The sequence below is a fragment of the Cellulophaga algicola DSM 14237 genome (genome assembly GCF_000186265.1).
GTDB classification, from domain to species: Bacteria; Bacteroidota; Bacteroidia; order Flavobacteriales; family Flavobacteriaceae; genus Cellulophaga; species Cellulophaga algicola.
This window is the reverse complement of sequence record NC_014934.1, coordinates 2,876,189-2,894,557: the sequence shown is the minus strand read 5'-3', so window position 1 is coordinate 2,894,557 and position 18,369 is coordinate 2,876,189. Positions and strand designations below refer to the sequence as shown.

10 protein-coding genes are annotated in these 18,369 nt (G+C 35.7%); 5 read left to right on the top strand and 5 right to left on the bottom strand.

Features of this window, described 5'->3' with window-relative positions; genetic code table 11:
- Positions 1 to 60: 60 nt before the first annotated feature.
- The 5 genes from CELAL_RS12465 to CELAL_RS12445 all read right to left on the bottom strand — a co-directional run bounded on the left by CELAL_RS12465 (position 61) and on the right by CELAL_RS12445 (position 6,514).
- Positions 61 to 1,713 carry a UxaA family hydrolase gene (locus tag CELAL_RS12465; protein WP_013551267.1) on the bottom strand — a complete coding sequence of 551 codons (1,653 nt, stop codon included), beginning with the start codon at positions 1,711 to 1,713 and terminating at the stop codon, positions 61 to 63.
- Between the two features lie 4 nt (positions 1,714 to 1,717).
- On the bottom strand, positions 1,718 to 2,728 hold the full coding sequence (locus tag CELAL_RS12460; RefSeq protein WP_013551266.1) for a zinc-binding alcohol dehydrogenase family protein: 1,011 nt from the start codon (positions 2,726 to 2,728) through the stop codon (positions 1,718 to 1,720).
- A gap of 244 nt (positions 2,729 to 2,972) precedes the next feature.
- Complete coding sequence (locus tag CELAL_RS12455; protein WP_013551265.1) at positions 2,973 to 4,001, bottom strand: SMP-30/gluconolactonase/LRE family protein; 1,029 nt, start codon at positions 3,999 to 4,001, stop codon at positions 2,973 to 2,975.
- 29 nt (positions 4,002 to 4,030) lie between these two features.
- Positions 4,031 to 5,191 carry a mandelate racemase/muconate lactonizing enzyme family protein gene (locus CELAL_RS12450; protein WP_013551264.1) on the bottom strand — a complete coding sequence of 387 codons (1,161 nt, stop codon included), beginning with the start codon at positions 5,189 to 5,191 and terminating at the stop codon, positions 4,031 to 4,033.
- A gap of 12 nt (positions 5,192 to 5,203) precedes the next feature.
- Positions 5,204 to 6,514: an MFS transporter gene (locus tag CELAL_RS12445; RefSeq protein WP_013551263.1), complete on the bottom strand. Its 1,311-nt coding sequence runs from the start codon at positions 6,512 to 6,514 to the stop codon at positions 5,204 to 5,206.
- Positions 6,515 to 6,826: 312 nt separating this feature from the next.
- Between CELAL_RS12445 and CELAL_RS12440 the strand changes: the two genes are divergently transcribed.
- The 5 genes from CELAL_RS12440 (at position 6,827) to CELAL_RS12420 (ending at position 18,289) form a co-directional block, all read left to right on the top strand.
- The gene (locus CELAL_RS12440; protein WP_245529627.1) at positions 6,827 to 11,110 is read left to right on the top strand and encodes a two-component regulator propeller domain-containing protein; all 4,284 of its coding nucleotides are present in this window, start codon (positions 6,827 to 6,829) and stop codon (positions 11,108 to 11,110) included.
- A 164-nt stretch (positions 11,111 to 11,274) separates the two neighbouring features.
- Positions 11,275 to 12,792: a sulfatase-like hydrolase/transferase gene (locus CELAL_RS12435; RefSeq protein ID WP_013551261.1), complete on the top strand. Its 1,518-nt coding sequence runs from the start codon at positions 11,275 to 11,277 to the stop codon at positions 12,790 to 12,792.
- A gap of 29 nt (positions 12,793 to 12,821) precedes the next feature.
- Positions 12,822 to 15,299 (top strand): beta-galactosidase GalB, encoded by a 2,478-nt coding sequence (gene galB, locus CELAL_RS12430; protein ID WP_013551260.1) that lies wholly within the window; start codon positions 12,822 to 12,824, stop codon positions 15,297 to 15,299.
- Positions 15,300 to 15,387: 88 nt separating this feature from the next.
- Positions 15,388 to 16,692, top strand: coding sequence for a sulfatase-like hydrolase/transferase (locus CELAL_RS12425; RefSeq protein ID WP_013551259.1), 1,305 nt, complete (start codon positions 15,388 to 15,390; stop codon positions 16,690 to 16,692).
- A 7-nt stretch (positions 16,693 to 16,699) separates the two neighbouring features.
- Positions 16,700 to 18,289 (top strand): sulfatase family protein, encoded by a 1,590-nt coding sequence (locus CELAL_RS12420; RefSeq protein ID WP_013551258.1) that lies wholly within the window; start codon positions 16,700 to 16,702, stop codon positions 18,287 to 18,289.
- Positions 18,290 to 18,369 lie beyond the last annotated feature (80 nt).

The window sequence follows — 18,369 nt, the reverse complement described above, 5'->3', positions numbered from 1 at the left end:
TTCACTGCCTTTTTTTCTACTATCATCGTGCGTTTACTTTTCTTTAAACTGAAAAATAATTTATAAAGAGACTCCTCTTTTCCAAGGAATAAAGTCGTTATTCCCATGTAGTACGGCTTTTGACGCAAACTCACCGCTTGCTACTTTTATAATATGTTCTAATATTTTTTCACCCATAGTCGCTATGGTATCTTCTCCGCTAATTACAGTACCTGCGTTGATATCAATAATATCATTCATACGTTCGTATAAATTTGTATTACTAGACATTTTCAAAACAGGAGCTACGGGGTTTCCTGTAGGTGTCCCTAAACCTGTTGTAAAGACAACAATATTGCATCCAGACCCTACTAGACCTGTTGTAGACTCTACATCATTACCTGGGGTACACAGTAAATTTAATCCGGGTTTGGTCACCTGTTCCGTATAATCTAAAACTGCAACAACAGGAGAAGTTCCTCCTTTTTTAGCTGCACCGGCAGATTTCATGGCATCTGTTATCAAGCCATCTTTTATATTTCCTGGTGATGGATTATTTTCAAAACCAGAACCAACAGCCACAGCGGCAGCCGAATAGGCACGCATTAAGTTATAAAACTTTTTCGCGTCTTTTTCTGTCGCGCAGCGGTTAATCATTTCTTGCTCTACCCCGTTTAATTCTGGGAACTCTGCTAACACAGGACTACCGCCTAAGGCTACCAATAAATCTGAAGCATACCCCAACGCTGGATTTGCAGATATTCCTGAAAAACCATCAGAACCACCACACTCTAATCCTAGCACCAACTTACTTAATGGTGCTGGTTTTCGTTCTATCTCATTGGCCTCTATCAAGCCTAAAAAAGTAACTTTTACAGCTTCTTCTATAAAATGTCTTTCACTTAAACTTCCTTGTTGTTCTAAATAATGTACAGGCTTATCACCATCTATATTTAACGATTTTAATGCATTATGCAACATGGATATTTGGGCATTTTGGCATCCAAGACTTAAAATTGTAGCTCCCGCAACATTCGGGTTAGCAATATACCCCGCTAATAGCTTGCAAAGCGTTTCAGAATCTTGTCTAATACCTCCACAACCACCGTCATGTTTTAAAAACTTAATTCCGTCGACATTCGGGAACACCCTTTTTTTTGCCATTTCTTCATGGGTAGCAATTATAGGAGTATTTAAAAGCTTTTCTTTAGAAGCACCGGCCTTGTAATTGCGGATTAAGGCATCAGTATCTACGGCAAAATCTTTTTTAGTTTGATATCCTAGTTTCTCAGAAAGCGCTGCCTCGAGAACATCTATATTTCTATTTTCACAAAAAGTTAACGGTATTACTAACCAGTAGTTTGCGGTACCTACTTTAGTATCTTTTCTATGGTACCCCTTAAACGTGCTATTCTTAAATTTAGTAACATCTGGTGCTTGCCAAACAAACTGCTCTTTGGCAGCACTAAATGTTGCCGATGCATGTTTGACATTATCAACGGTAATAGCGGTACCCGAAAGAATTTCTTTGGTTGCTTTACCTATTAAAACGCCGTACATGAATAGCTCATCTCCTACGCTAAAATCATAAAGTGCAAATTTATGTTTCTGCTTTATAGGTTCTTTTAAAGTGACTTCTGTTCCTGCAACGGAAGTTACTAGCCCTTTTTCTAGGTTCGTAATCGCAACAATAATGTTGTCTTTCAAGTCTATTTGAACATAGCTTTTTTGCATCTATTTAACTAAAATTTACAGTGGCTTTAATTACGCCTGTTTCTGGTTTTAACCAACTATCAAAATTTTCAATCATTGCTGTAAACGGAACAGAATGTGTAATAAATGATGCCGTTGGAAATTGATCTAAAACATTAATAACATGCTCAAAATCTTCGGTTGTAGCATTTCTACTACACATTAAGGTCATTTCTTTTGCATGTATGGCAGGATGTGTATACGTAAGTTCTCCTTTAGATAAACCCACTAGAATAAACCTACCTCCGTGAGACATGTACGAAGGACACATTTCTAAAGCGCCTTTATGACCCGAAGCATCAAAAACTGCAGTACATAAATCTCCATTTGTAATTTCAGTAATTTTTGCCACAGGATCATTAGCAACGTTTACCACATAATCTACACCTATCTTATCTTTAGCATATTGCAAACGCTGCTCATTCATATCTAGGGCAATTACTTTTGCTCCTGCAATCTGTGCGAGTTTCATGATTCCTATTCCTATTGGTCCACAACCAACTACAGCCACTGTTTCTCCTGGAGTTATTTGCGCTCTGCGTATGGCATGTGCTCCAATAGCCAAAGGTTCTACTATAGCCATCTGATCATCAGATAAATTATTTGCTAGTAACAAAATATTGGTAGGAACTGTAATCATCTCTTGCATCCCTCCGTCACTATGCACCCCTAACACGCTTATATTTGTACAGCAATTTGTTTTACCATTGCGGCAAGCTATACATTTTCCACAGCTTATGTAAGGCATTACCACCACCTTATCTCCTGCTTTAATTCCACGCTCATTGGCACCAATCTCCACTACCTCTGAAGCCAATTCATGACCTAAAATTCGAGGATATGTAAAAAAAGCTTGATTGCCTCCATAAGCATGTAAATCTGTACCACAAATTCCTACTTTTTTTATTTTAAGCAAGGCTTCATTCTCTTTTCTAACAGGTGCCTCTTTTTCTTTTAAAAGAAATTCTCCTGGTTTTTCACAAACGATATATTTCATTAATGCGGTATTATAGGTGTTTGAAATTACTTTAAAGTTTGTTAATTCTATGTACAGATTTAACACGTGTAAAGTTCGATAATATCCGTTTTTCTAAAGATAGCAAATGATTTAAAAGCTAGAACATATGTATAGATTTTTAATCCGACACCAGACCTTTAAACCTTAAAACACTAATAAGCAGCTGCTTATAATTAAAGCTATCCATAAGCTCAAAAAATAACGAAAAGCGCATACATGTGCTTTATTTTAAAGTTACCTTTAAGATATAATCATCGGCTGTTAAGAATAATTGAGATTCATCTGTAGATAAAGCGCAATTTGCCGTCAGTACTCCCGTATGAATTCTAGCAATTGCAACTCCATTAGGATTAAAAACCCATACACCATCCGGACCAGTAGCAAATAGATATCCGTCATGATTTGTTTTCATCCCGTCTGGCAATCCCTTGTGTTTTTTATCACGATCTAGAGCCGTAACATCATAAAACAATCTTTTATCACTCACTGTTCCTGGTTGCGCAATTTTATAGGAATACCAAGCTGCTTTTTCAGGGTCAGAGGCAGCTACATAAAGTGTTTTCTCATCTGGTGATAGCGTTATGCCATTAGGGTATTTTATTTCTTTGTCAAGCAGTATTAGTTCTCCAGAAGTCAGCAAACAATATACCCCCTGAAAATCTAGCTCTTTTGTCACATCATTTATTCCATTAGGCAAACCATAAGGAGGATCCGTAAAATAAAGGTTGCCAAGCGCATCAAACACCCCATCATTTGGACTATTTAATCTTTTGCCTTCATATGTATCTACAATCATCTCATAGCTTTCTTTAGGAGAATCTATCGGTGCCTTCATTTTAGCAATTCGCCTCTCCCCCTGTTGCATCAGAATTAATTGATCTTTATAATACATCAAAGCATTAGAGCCAGCTTCCTTTCCTGTATAATTCTTTACATCATTTCCTGACGGGTGCAAATAGACACTCGTTTTTCCTTGAGCATCAATCTTAAAAACTTTACTATTTGGTATATCAGAAAACAAAAGATAGTCTCCATTTTCTATATACAGTGGCCCCTCCGTCCACGTAAAGCCATCTGCCAGAATTTCGATACTACTGTGTTTATCTATAACCAAATTACCTTCATCGGTCAAAATTTCAATAGAGAATTTAGCGGTTAACTCACTATTAGAAACAACTATAGCTTCTTTTCCATTCTTACAACTAGATAGGATGAGGACAACAATAAAGACACTTATACTTTTAGCAAACACTTGATCTATTTTTAGTTACACTTATTACATTACCAATTTGTAAAAGAACCATCACTACGGTGTAGTCTAGGAATTTCTACAGGAATAAATTCTGATTGTGCCGCTAAATCTTCATTGAATTCTACACCTAAACCTGGCGTATCTAAAACTTTATACCGAGGCCCTTCTAAAATATGTTGTAATGGGTAATACTCTGGTGCATTTGTGCCCATATATTGCGCTGGCGTATTCACCTCTTCTAACCAACTAAAGTTAGGGCAAGCTGCAGCCAAATGAATTGATGCCGCCGTACAAATAGGCCCTAACGGATTATGTGGCATTAGATCAATATAATGAGCTTCTGCCATTGCTGCCACTTTCATAGCTTCTGTAATACCGCCCACATTGCAAATATCAAGGCGAACATATTGCGTAATATTCTTCTCTATAAATGGTACAAATTGCCATTTGCTTGAAAATTCTTCACCGATAGTAAAAGGCACCGTTACAAGCTTACGAAGACTTTCATAGGCCTCTGGGCTCTCATCTCTTATAGGTTCTTCTATAAAATCTATTGTTCCCGCTGGCATCTTGCTGATAAATGAATACGTCTCTGCAGCATTTAAACGTGTATGATAATCAATACCTAAAGTAATTTGAGAACCAATCTCTTTTCTTAAATCGATGAGCCATTCTGATAATAGGGCTATTGATTTCCTGGATTCAAAGAGACCTTTATCTTCTTGTGATTCAAATTCTGCTGGTGCCAACCGAAGCATTGTCCATCCTTCTTTGACCAAAAGAAGTGAATAATCAAATAACTCTTCTTTCGTGGTAAAACGTACAGATGCAAAACAGTCTACATAATCGCGTTGTTTTCCTCCTAATAATTCATAAACAGGGACCCCTAGGGCTTTACCTTTAATATCATACAAAGCAATATCTATTGCAGATATTGCTGCAGCCAGTACGCGCCCCCCTTCAAAATATTGACCTCTATACATTTCTTGCCATAGGGCTCCAATTTGCCTCGCATCCTTACCAATTAAAAAAGCTTTGAAATGTTTAATGGCACCTACAACAGCAAGTTCACGTCCTGATAATCCTGAAGCGCCCCATCCATATATTCCAGAATCTGTTTCAACCTTAACTACCAATTGGCTACCGGATCCTACATTAATAGGATAGGTTTTTATATCTTTTATTTTCATAACTGTAAATTCTTAATTCTTTGATCTAGGAACAATACGCTCAACTTTGCCTACAATAAAAGTGTAACTTATAAAACCTAGTAAAGCTATAGCTCCGATAAAAAACAAGGCGGGCTTAAAATCCCCATCCTTAACCAAGTATCCAATAATAACAGGTACAACAATACCTGATAAACCACCTATAAAATTAAACGCACCACCCGTAAGGCCTATAAGCTTTTTGGGAGCCATTAATGAAATAAATACCCAAGCAATACTCGCCAAACCATTTCCAAAAAATGCAATAGATAAAAATAAAATCACCAGAAATGTATCATCTGTATAGTTTGCCCCTATAATTGCCGTAGAAAGCAACATTCCACATATGATAGGTAGCTTGCGCGCTATCTCAACAGTATAGCCTCTTTTTATTAAAAAATCTGAAGTAAACCCTGATAACAACACACCAAAAAATGCTGCTAGAAATGGAATTGAAGCTAAAAAACCGGACTCGAGAAAATCTAACCCTCTATATTTCACTAAATACGTTGGAAACCAAGTTAAAAAAAATATGATAATAGTACCCAAGCAAAATTGTCCTATATATAAACCCCAAAGTTTTCGATAAGAAAACACTTCCCTTAAATCTGACCAGCTAAATTTTTCTACTTGCTCTTTTTTATCCGTATCAGACACTCCGTCTATCAACCCACCACCTTCTGCAATATAGTCTATTTCTTCTTGATTCATGGTTGAATGTTCTTTAGGATCTCTGTATAGAACATACCAAAGCACAGCCCAAACTAAACCTATAGCTCCTGAAACATAAAACAATCCTCGCCAACCTAGATAACTCTGAATAGCCGTCAAAACTGGTGTTAAAAACGCAAGCCCTAAAAATTGACCTGACGTATAAATTGCGATGGCAGATGCGCGCTCTTTTTCAGGAAACCAACGCGTAACAATAACATTATTGGTAGGGTATGAAGGTGCCTCAAAAATACCGATGGTAGCCCTTAACCCCAATAAACTACCAAACGAATTAGCCATTCCCTGAACCAAAGTAGCTATAGACCATAATGCCATAATCACAGAATACAAGACTCTAGTCTTTATTTTATCTGCCATAAATCCTCCAGGGATTTGTAAAATAGCATACGTCCATGCGAAAGCAGAGAAAATAAATCCCATTTGAACAGATGATAAATCTAAGTCTTCACTTAAGGCAAAAGCTGCAACAGAAATGTTACTTCTATCTAAATAATTTATAACTACCGTTAAAAAGACCATGGCTAAAATACCATATCTCTTATTCGTTTTCTTGCTGCTTTGTTCTTTTTGCATCTGTTATTTTGTATTGCTGCGCGAACCACTAAAACTTTAAAAAGTAATGGATTAGCTGCCTAAAAAAATGATTTTCATAAGTTGAAGTACAGAGGTAAGAAAAAATATAGTTAGTTTGTAGCAAACTATTTTTTAGGGACACAACATATGTTCAAAAGACTACAACATATGGAATAAAGAAACAGATCTGCCTTATTAAATATATTTTAAAACACTAATAAACAGCTATTTAAGTCTAAAACCAAAAAGAGTTCACTACATACAAAAATGATATGGATACATATATATCTGCAATTTGATATATTTGTTAGTATGAGCTACACGCTGAATACTACAAACACAAAACAAAGCATTGTCTATTTAATATGGAGTCTTCTCATATTCATATCTCCTGTTTGTTATGCGCAAAATTCATTAAAGTTTGAGCATTTAAATACCGAGAATGGATTATCACAAAGTGATGTAAATACCATTTTTCAAGATGACAATGGTTTTATGTGGTTTGGTACTCATGACGGATTAAATAGATATGACGGTTATAATTTTACTGTTTTCAAACCTAATGCAGAAAACCCTCATAGTATTAGCAGTAATTTAATTTGGAAGATAATTGATGATGACCAAGGCAACTTATGGATTGGAACTACTGGAGGTGGCTTAAATTATTTTGATAAAAAGACAGAACAATTCAAGAGCTTTAAGAACGATCCAAAAAATGAATTTAGCATAAAGAGTGATTATATTACCTTAGTCTTTAAAGACAGTAATAATAGATTGTGGGTGGGTACGACAAAAGGCATTGATATGGCCGATTTATCTAAGTCTACTGATTCATTAAAATTTGAACATTTTAACTTATATCAGAATAGCAACTCCCCAACAAGAAATAGTAATAACGCCAGTACTTTTTATGAGGATAGTATGCACCAAGTGTGGATTGGCGGCATCAACGGACTATCAAAATTATCTAGAGATAATAATGGCGATATGTACTTTCAAGAAGTAAATAAGCAAATAAATTTACCTAATGTTCAAGTAAAGTCTATTATTGAAGATAGCTATGGCAATTTAATTTTAGCGACAAGCTCTGGCCTATATCGCTACGCTCCCAATAAAAAAGAGAACCAACTTCAGTATATTTACAAGGGCTCATACAATACCGTTTCCATAAATAATTTTCATATATGGGCAGGTACAGATGACGGACTGTTAGAATTCTCCAATCTAGCAGAAAACAAAATACCTAAACTAGTAGGCTTATATAAGTATGACCCAGAAAACCCTACCAATAGCTTAAGCAAGAATGCTGTCAAATCACTTCATATAGATCATACCGGTATTGTTTGGGTTGGTGTTAATGGTGGTGGCATTAATAAATTTGACCCTCAAAGAAAGCAGTTTTCACATATCAAAAAGAATCTAGAACTAGGCAGTTTAAGCAATGATAAAATTAGAGCCATACTTGAAGATAGCAATGAAAACTTATGGATTGGAACTGAAGGTGGCGGATTAAATTTGCTAGGAAAAACTAATACAATTAGTGATTTTAATGAGTTTCAGCATTTTACAAAAATCAATAAAGTATTTGCTATAGAAGAAATAAAGCTAAAGAGTTCTACCAAATTATTTGTGGGTGGAGAAAATGCACCCGGATTGTTTGAAATACAACTAGATACACCTAAAAAAATCACAGATAAAGACCTTAAAGAAATTTCAGAAGTACCTAGTAGTGTCTTTTCAATTTTACAAGACAAAGATCACAACGTTTGGTTAGGATCATACAATGGCGGTATACAACGTTGGTTAATTAATGAAGACGGGGACACCTTTACTAAAGATGGCTTAAAACATAATACAACTATTGAAACAAGCGTACCCAACAATATTATCAGAGATATCTATCAGGATAAAAAGGGGAACATTTGGTTTGCGACGGGTAATGGCTTAGCCAAATTACCTCCTGATCAAATTACTTCAAAAAATCCAAAATTTGTTGTTTATAAGAATATTCCTAATGATACAAGCACCATAAGCCACAACTACATCTTAACCGTTTTTGAAAGTAAATCTGGAGTTATTTGGGCTGGAACATTTGGTGGTGGATTAAATAAATTAATCCCTGGAACTAAAGATGAGCCCGAACATTTTAAAACCTATTCCGAAAAGGATGGTCTACCCAACAACGTTATCAAAGGCATACTAGACGATGACCACGGAAACCTTTGGATATCAACCAACAAAGGTTTATCAAAATTTGATACTGAAGGAGAAAAATTTCAAAATTATGATGTTAATGATGGCTTACAAAGTAATGAATTTAGCGAGTTAGCTGCTTTCAAAACTAAAGATGGCTTAATGCTTTTTGGCGGCATTAATGGTTTTACTGCTTTTTATCCAGAGGAGATTATTAGTAATAAAGTTACAGCAGAAACTGTTTTAATAAACTTTTCAATCTTTAATAAACCCGTTGCAATTGGGGCAAAAATTAATGGTCGCATAATTCTAGATCAATCTATAAATTCTATGGATGAAATTGAATTGAAATACAGTGAGAATAGTTTTTCTTTTGAATTTGCAGCATTGCACTATGCCGCGTCTAGTAAAAATAAATATGCTTACAAACTAGATGGTTTTGATAAAGATTGGATTTATACCACTTCAGATAATAGATTTGCTACCTATACCAATCTTGAACCAGGGCCCTATGTTTTACGCGTAAAAGCATCCAACAATGATACTATTTGGGATGAAACACCAGTAGAATTAAAAATAAATGTAACTCCACCTTGGTGGCGTACTACTTTTGCTAAAATATTTTACGTATTAATGGCTATTGGGTTACTGTATGCTTTTAGAAGATTTACAATTATTAGATCTGCAGAAAAACATCAGCTAGAATTAGAGCATTTAGAAAATGACAAAAATGAAGAAATTCACCGCTTAAAGCTGGAATTTTTCACCAATATCTCTCATGAATTCAGAACCCCATTAACGCTTATTAAAGGCCCTTTAGATTATTTAATAAAAAAAGGATCAGAAATGAGTCCCAAAGAAGCAAGGGATCAATATGGTTTAATGCGTAAAAACACAGATTACCTATTACGCCTTGTAGATCAGTTATTAGACTTTAGAAAAATGGATCATGGAAAAATGAACCTCAACCTAAGTAAGAGTGATATTGTTGGCTTTTTAAAAGAAGTAAGTGAACCTTTTCAGTTTTTAAGTAGAAAAAAAGAAATCAATTTTAAAATTGAAACCTCTAAGGATGCTATTGTTTCTTGGTTTGATCCTGATGCCGTTGAAAAGATTATCAATAATTTATTATCAAATGCCTTTAAATTCACCCCTGAAAACGGAACTATTCTTTTAAACATTTTTGACGGCACAGATTTTAAAAAACCAGATGACATCGCAACAGACATTGATCAATCTAAATACATTGTCATACAAGTTAAAGACTCTGGACCCGGAATTCCTTCCCATCGATTACAACATATTTTTGAGCGTTTTTATACAGAGATCGGATTAACTACTCATGTAAATACGAAAGGAACAGGTATAGGGCTATCCTTTACTAAAAACTTAGTAGAATTACATCAAGGCATAATAAAAGTAAAAAGTGATTCTGAAAATGGATCTACCTTCTTTGTATGGCTTCCTAAAGAAAAAGAAACTTTTGAAGCTACCAAGGAAATAAACTTTCATGAGGTTTTTGAACCCAACACCTTCATCAGTAAAATTGACGCTGACTCTCATGCTATTAGCTTTATGGATGATATTATAGACCAAAATATGACAAGGTCTAGGTCTAAATTACCCTTACTATTAATTGTAGACGACAATCCTGATATTAGATCTTTTATAAAAAGAGGTTTGGGCGAAAGCTATTATATTTATGAGGCAGAGAATGGTGAAAAGGGCTTAGAATTGGCAAATAAATTTATGCCTAATATCATAATTACAGATCTTATGATGCCGGTAATGGATGGAATAGAACTTTGTAATAAACTTAAAAGTGCCAAAGAAACAAGTCATATCCCTGTAGTAATGCTAACAGCGAAAACATCGCAGGAGAAAGAAATTGAAGGACTAAAGACAGGCGCAGATGCCTATATTAGAAAACCTTTTGATTTGGAGTTGTTGGAACTAAAACTTTCCAATATTTTAAAAGATCGTGATGAGCTACGTAAAAAATTCAACCGAGAGATTACCTTACAACCAAATGAAGTAACCGTAACCTCATCTGATGAGAGCTTCCTACAAAATGCCATTGAAATTGTAGAAAAGCATATGATGAATTCAGAATTTAGTGTAGAAATGTTAGTCAAAGAAATGAGTATGAGTAGAAGTAACTTGTACTTAAAAATAAAAGAATTAACCGGACTCTCTTCTAGTGAATTTATACGAAATATTAGATTAAAGAGAGCCGTACAGCTCTTTGAAAAAAGTGATTTATCCGTAAAAGAAATTATGTACATGACTGGTTTTAATACCGCATCTTACTTTTCTAAATGCTTTAAAAAACAATTTGGTGTCATTCCTAGTAAGTACATAAGACTTACGAACAATGAGGAAGACACCACTGAGGAATCGTAAACTTAAAACATTTGTTTTATTATAAAAACCATCTGTGATTCTTAACTAAGAATAGAAATCTCAATTTTGCTTTATAGTGATTTTTAGTACATAAGTAATTTATTGAGTTAATTATTTAATGCTCACTTTAACAGGTGGGCATTATTTTTTAAGAATACCTATACATGAAAACAAAAGTTTACTTATTTGTAGCTACAAGCTTTTTTCTTGCTTGCACTAGCAAACCAAAACAAAACCTTGAGCCTAAAAAACCAAACATCGTTTTTATTTTTACAGACGATCAAACCTATTCTTCCATTCATGCCTTAGGCAATTCGGAAATCATTACTCCAAATATGGATGCCATGGTTCATGAAGGCACCACCTTTACGAATGCTTACAATATGGGTTCTTGGAGTGGCGCAGTGTGTGCTGCCTCTAGAGCTATGCTAATTTCAGGAAGATCAGTATGGAGAGCTAATAAGTTTAGGCAAAATTGGATTAAAAACGATTCTATTGATAAAACTTGGGGTAAATTACTTGAAAGTAATGGCTACGAAACCTATATGACCGGAAAATGGCATGTAGATGCTCCGGCCCATAAAGTTTTTGAACACACCACACATATTAGACCGGGCATGCCAAAAGATGCATGGGATCATGCCACGATGGTTGCTAAATTTGATTCGCTCTCAAAAATTCCTAATGCTACATCAGAAAGCATTATGCCTAATGGCTATAACCGTCCACTATCCTTAACGGACACTACCTGGAATCCTACGGACACTACTAAAGGTGGTTACTGGAAAGATGGCCAACACTGGAGTGAAGTTCTAAAAGATGATGCGATTAGATTCATAAATACGGCTAAAACTAGTGAAAAGCCTTTTTTCATGTACCTAGCCTTTAACGCCCCACATGATCCAAGACAGGCTCCACAAGAATATCAAGACATGTATGCGCTAAAAAATCTATCTGTACCCAAAAGCTTCCTACCTGAGTACCCCTACAGACATGATATTGCTAATGGTGATGATTTAAGAGACGAGGCACTGGCTCCGTTTCCAAGAACAGAATTGGCCATAAAAACACATAAGAAAGAATATTACGCGAGCATCACGCATGTAGATGCGCAAATTGGCAACATCATTGAAGCACTTAAAAATTCTGGGAAGATGGATAATACGTATATCATCTTTACGGCAGACCATGGTATAGCAATGGGCAGACACGGCCTATTAGGGAAACAAAGTTTGTTTGACCATAGTATTAGACCCCCAATAATTATTTTAGGTCCAGATATTCCTAAAAACAAAAAAACGAATGTAGACGTATACTTGCAAGATGCCATGGCTACCTCATTAGATCTTGCGGGTATAGACAAACCAAAATACATCGAATACAACAGCTTCTTAAACATTGCAAAAGGAAAAGAATCCAAAAGCAGCTATGATGCTATTTACGGGGCATATTTAGATGTACAACGAATGATTCGTAAAGATGGATATAAACTAATGGTTTTTCCGAAAATTAAAAAAATACTGCTCTTTGATTTAAAGAATGACCCTGAGGAGATGAATGACATTTCAAAACTTCCAGAGGAACAAAAAAGAATAAAAACACTGTTTCTAGACTTACAAAAACTACAAAAGGAAATGGACGATCCTCTTGATATTAGTGACTGTATTGTCGCCATAAACTAAAACAACTCGACTAAAACTAAACAAAACGCATGAAAGCTTTAAAACGTACCCCATTGATCATTTTGTTCATTTCCATTTTTATATCTTCCTGCCAAGAGAACGGCGTAGAAGTTATAGCCGATCAAGATTTTAATAAAGATTGGCTTTTTATTAAAGATACTGTTCCTCAAGGTGAAGCCATACATTTAGATGATAGTACGTGGCGAAAACTAAATGTACCTCACGACTGGGCCATTGAAGGTCCTTTTGATTCTAAAAATAATGCCAGAAATGGCGGGTTGCCTATTGATGGAATTGCATGGTACAGAAAACACTTTACCATTGACGCTAAAAATAAGAACAAACAAGTTGCTATTGAATTTGATGGGGTCATGGATAATTCCAAAATATATGTAAACGGAAATTTTGTTGGAGAACGTCATTACGGGTATAGTGGTTTTGAGTTTGACATCACTCCGTTTATAAAATTTGGTGAAGACAATATTATCGCAGTACAACTTGCTCCTGAAGTTTTATCAGAAAGATGGTATCCCGGAGCCGGTATTTATCGCAACGTACGCTTAAAATTAAATGAGAAAGTACATATCCCGCAATGGGGTACATTTATTTCAACTCCAGAAGTTACATCAGAAAAAGCAACGGTAACGATTAAAACAAAGTTGAAAAATGCTACTGATAAACCTCAAGAGATATTTTTAGAAACTACGATTGTTGATGCTTCCAATAAAACTATGGGTATAGCTACGGAGACCATAGATGTAGCAAATAATTCAGAGGAGCAATTAACACAACATATGACGGTTGTAAATCCAAGTCTTTGGGATGTTGGCAAGCCTAATTTATATAAAGCAATAAGCCGTGTAAAAATAAAAGATCAAATTGTAGATGAATTTGAAACGGAATTTGGAATTAGAACGATTGAATTTAAAAAAGAAGGTTTCTTTTTAAATGGAAAAGCGGTAGAACTTAATGGCGTTTGTATGCATCACGATTTAGGCCCCTTAGGTGCTGCCGTAAATTACAGAGCAACAGAGCGTCAAATGCAAATTATGCAAAATATGGGTGCCAATGCGCTACGTACAAGTCATAATCCACCATCACCAGAAATGCTACAAGTATGTGATAGATTAGGCATTGTGGTTATTGATGAAGCTTTTGATGAATGGAAAGAACCAAAAGTTCCTAATGGCTACAGCAACTATTTTGACCAATGGGCAGAAAAAGATTTGCGAGACATGATTAAGAGAGATCGCAATCATCCCTCTGTAATTATGTGGAGTATTGGTAATGAGATTTTAGAGCAAGGTAAAAAAGACGGTTGGAAAATTGCCAAAATGTTGAATGATATTTGCCATGATGAAGATGATTCTAGACCCACAACTGCCGGCTTCAATTATTATCCTGCTTCTTTTGTAAATCAATTAGCCGCTCAAATAGATGTTGTTGGGGTTAATTACAAACCTGCATATTATGGAGAAATCAGGGAACAAAACCCAGATATGATTTTTTACGGATCAGAAACTTCATCACAAACAAGTACAAGAGGTTTTTATGAAGTTCCTCAAGACTACCATGTCAACAAAGAAACCAACCAAGTTTCTAGTTATGATGTTACTGTTGGTCCGCCTTGGGCCTATGCTCCAGATATTGAATTTGATGCGCAAGAAAAAAACCCACATTCTTTAGGAGAATTTATATGGACAGGCTTTGATTATTTAGGAGAACCAACCCCTTATGGTGGTAGAGATAATTCCACGAATGGCTATTGGAATGATGATTGGCCTTCTCACGCCTCTTATTTTGCTCCTGTAGATTTAGTAGGCTTCCCTAAAGACCGCTTTTATTTATACCAAAGTCAATGGACATCGGCTCCTATGGTTCATGTTTTACCACATTGGAATTGGGAAGGCAAAGAAGGACAAACAATCCCAGTTTACGCTTATACCAATGCAGATGAAGTGGAGTTATTCGTAAACGGCACCTCTTTTGGAAAAAAAGTAAAAGGCAAAGATCTAACAGACGTTTTTACTGAATATAATGGCTTTAAGAAAGGTATCTACAAATCTAAATACAGACTATCATGGCAGGTGGCTTACCAACCAGGCAGCTTAAAAGTGGTTGCGTATACGAATGGAAAGCAAGTAGCTTCTAAAGAAATAAAAACGGCAGGAAAGCCTGCTAAAATTTCGTTAGTAGCCGATAGAAATACAATTAAGGCAGATGGTAAAGACCTTTCTTTCGTCTCCGTAAGCATAGAAGACAAAGACGGCAATTTATGCCCTAATGCAGCTAATTTGATTAATTTTAAAGTGGAAGGAGCAGGAGTATTAGAAGCGGTTGGAAATGGAAATTCTGCCTCGCTAGAATCTTTTCAGGAAAACTACATCAAGTCATTTTTTGGTAAAAGTTTAGCGATTATCAAAGGTACTGAAAACACCGGAGAAGTTACTATTACGGCAACCGGAGAAAATTTAGCTACAGCAAGCTTAATCATTAAAACAGAATAGAATGATATCCCACAAGAAGTTCTTATTCCTATTTGCTTTGCTTAGTTTAGTCTTAAAGACCAATGCGCAAGAGTAACCTAATATTATAGTGATTCTCACAGATGATCAAGGATGGGCAGATGTTGGTTTTAACGGAGCAACAGATATACCTACACCAAATTTAGACAGACTTGCTTCTGAAGGTGTTATTTTTTCTAACGGATATGTTTCACATCCCTATTGTAGTCCTTCGAGAGCTGGGTTATTAACGGGTCGTTACCAAGCACGTTTTGGTCATGACTGTAATATGCCTTATGATGGAAAAAATGATGCTTCTGTAGGCACTCCACTATCAGAAAAAATGATTTCTGAAGCATTGAAAGAACAAGGCTACAGGACCAGCGCTATTGGAAAATGGCATTTGGGAGACCATCCAGATTTATACCCACCAGCACAAGGTTTTGACCACTGGTTTGGTTTTCCTGGAGGCGGTATGAATTATTGGGGCGAATCTAAAAATGAAATTCAGACAATCTATAGAAATAGAAAGGTAGTACCCGAAGAGGAGTTAACCTACTTGACTGATGATTTTACAACTGAAGCCATTCGTTTTATCACCCAAAAAGATGAAAAACCTTTTTTCATGTACCTTGCCTATAATGCGCCTCATGCCCCAGATCAAGCAACAAAAGAATACCTTGAGAAAACCAAACATATAGAATATGCCGGTAGAAGTGTATATGCTGCCATGGTAAATGCTGTAGATGCTAATGTTGGTAAAATTGATTCTACACTAATTGCTAACGGTTTAAAAGAAAACACCATTCTTGTATTTTTAAGTGATAATGGAGGGAGAATAGAACATGCAGATAATAGACCTTATAGAGGCCATAAAGGCATGCTATTTGAAGGCGGAATTAAAGTGCCATTCTTTATAACTTGGCCAACAAAAATTAAAGAAAAATACGCGTATAATGAACCAATATCTTCTTTAGATTTATTTCCTACATTTTTAAATGCAGCTGGTGGTAAAGCAAAAAAAGAACGTCAGTTAGACGGAGTAGACTTGCTTCCTTTCATTCTGCAGAAAACACAAGAAACTCCTCATGAAACCTTATTCTGGAGATCATCAGGAAACTTTGAGTATGCCGTTAGAAAAGGCAACTACAAGCTCTACAAAAGTGCTTACAAAAACAAAACCTTACTTTTTGATCTTGAAAAAGATCATCTGGAACGTTATGATATTGCTAATGAAAACCCTGAAATTATAGTCGCCTTAGAAAAAGCCTACAAAAAATGGGATGCCAAAAACATGGCTCCAGGTTGGTTGGACCCGCATGCCGAAAATGTCCTTAAAGAGGACGAAAAATGGCAAGGCGACAGAAATAAATCCTTAAATAAAAAAATTAAATAACAAGCCTATGACTTCACATCCAATCTCTAAAAACACTTTTTTTAAACTTGATTTATTACTTTTAATCGTTTTTACTTTTAGCTGTAAAGAGGAGAATAAGAAAAAGGAAACGGCCACTACGGAAGCAAAAGAAGCCACTTCGAAACCTAACATCGTTGTAATTTACTTAGATGACTTAGGCTATGGTGATATCAGTGCTAATGGGGCAACAGAAATTAGCACCCCTAATATAGATAAACTTGCACATGGCGGAGTACGTTTTACAAATGGTTATGCTACCTCAGCTACCTGTACTCCTAGCCGATATGGTATTTTAACAGGGGTATATCCTTGGAGAAATAAAGATGCCCAAATATTACCTGGTACAGCACCATTAATCATTAGTACGGAACAAACTACCATTCCTAAAATGTTAAAACAACAAGGGTATACTACCGGTATTGTTGGCAAATGGCATCTTGGTTTAGGAACAGGTCATGTTAATTGGAATGAACGCGTATCTCCTGGTCCTAACGAAGTTGGTTTTGACTACTCCTATATTATGGCAGCAACACAAGATCGAGTTCCTACCGTGTATATTAAAGGTGGTCATGTAGATGGTTTAGATCCTAATGATCCTATTGAAGTAGATTATGCGAAGAATTATGAAGGGCAACCCACAGGAAAAGATAATCCTGAGTTATTAAAAATGAAATGGCACCATGGTCATAACAATAGTATTGTTAATGGGATCCCTAGAATTGGATTTATGAAAGGTGGTGAAGCTGCTAAATGGAAGGATGTTGATATGGCCGATCACTTTCTAGAAAAAGCAAAAGACTATGTCAAAAATCATAAAAAAGAACCTTTCTTTTTATATTATGCCTTACAACAACCACACGTACCGCGTACTCCTCATCCTCGTTTTGTTGGAACATCTGGTATGGGACCACGTGGTGATGTAATTCTTGAAGCTGATTGGGTTATCGGAGAATTTATAAAAACTTTAGAAGACGAAAAAATATTAGAAAACACATTGATAGTATTTACAAGTGATAATGGCCCTGTTTTAAATGATGGTTATTTTGATGATGCAGAAGAAAAACTAGGTAGCCATACTCCTACTGGCGGCTTAAGAGGAGGAAAATACAGCCTATTCGATGCAGGCACACACGTACCCTTTATTACCTATTGGAAAGGCACCATTACACCTAGTGTTTCTGATGCGCTTGTTTGTCAAATAGATTTATTAAACTCTTTAGCAAAACTTGCAGACAGTGACATCACTACAGACGATAGTGAAGAGTTAATTGATGTATTATTAGGTAAATCTAAAATAGGAAGAACTAATTTAGTGTTGGAAGCTGGTCAAAAAACAGCACTGAGAAGTGGCGACTGGATATTAATTCCGCCTTATAAAGGCAATCCAATAAACACACAGGTGAATATAGAATTAGGAATAGCAGATACGTACCAACTTTACAATCTTAAAACAGATAGAAAGCAAGAAACTAATTTAGCCGCTTCTAATCCAGAAAAGCTAAAAGAGATGGTTGCTACCTATGAAGAATTAAGAGGCGAAACAACTGTAGAAATAAAAGAATTAGAACTAAAATAACTAGATCTAATTCAACTAATAGAAAAAGACTTTGAAATGTATTTCAAAGTCTTTTTTGTTTTCAGGTAACATTCCGCTTT

Excerpts from the sequence above, each read along its gene's own strand:
- CELAL_RS12435 (WP_013551261.1), top strand. The coding sequence starts at position 11,275 with ATGAAAACAAAAGTTTACTTATTTGTAGCTACAAGCTTTTTTCTTGCT.
- CELAL_RS12460 (WP_013551266.1), bottom strand. The coding sequence starts at position 2,728 with ATGAAATATATCGTTTGTGAAAAACCAGGAGAATTTCTTTTAAAAGAA.
- CELAL_RS12445 (WP_013551263.1), bottom strand. The coding sequence starts at position 6,514 with ATGCAAAAAGAACAAAGCAGCAAGAAAACGAATAAGAGATATGGTATT.
- galB (WP_013551260.1), top strand. The coding sequence starts at position 12,822 with ATGAAAGCTTTAAAACGTACCCCATTGATCATTTTGTTCATTTCCATT.
- CELAL_RS12465 (WP_013551267.1), bottom strand. The coding sequence starts at position 1,713 with ATGCAAAAAAGCTATGTTCAAATAGACTTGAAAGACAACATTATTGTT.
- CELAL_RS12450 (WP_013551264.1), bottom strand. The coding sequence starts at position 5,191 with ATGAAAATAAAAGATATAAAAACCTATCCTATTAATGTAGGATCCGGT.
- CELAL_RS12440 (WP_245529627.1), top strand. The coding sequence starts at position 6,827 with ATGAGCTACACGCTGAATACTACAAACACAAAACAAAGCATTGTCTAT.
- CELAL_RS12420 (WP_013551258.1), top strand. The coding sequence starts at position 16,700 with ATGACTTCACATCCAATCTCTAAAAACACTTTTTTTAAACTTGATTTA.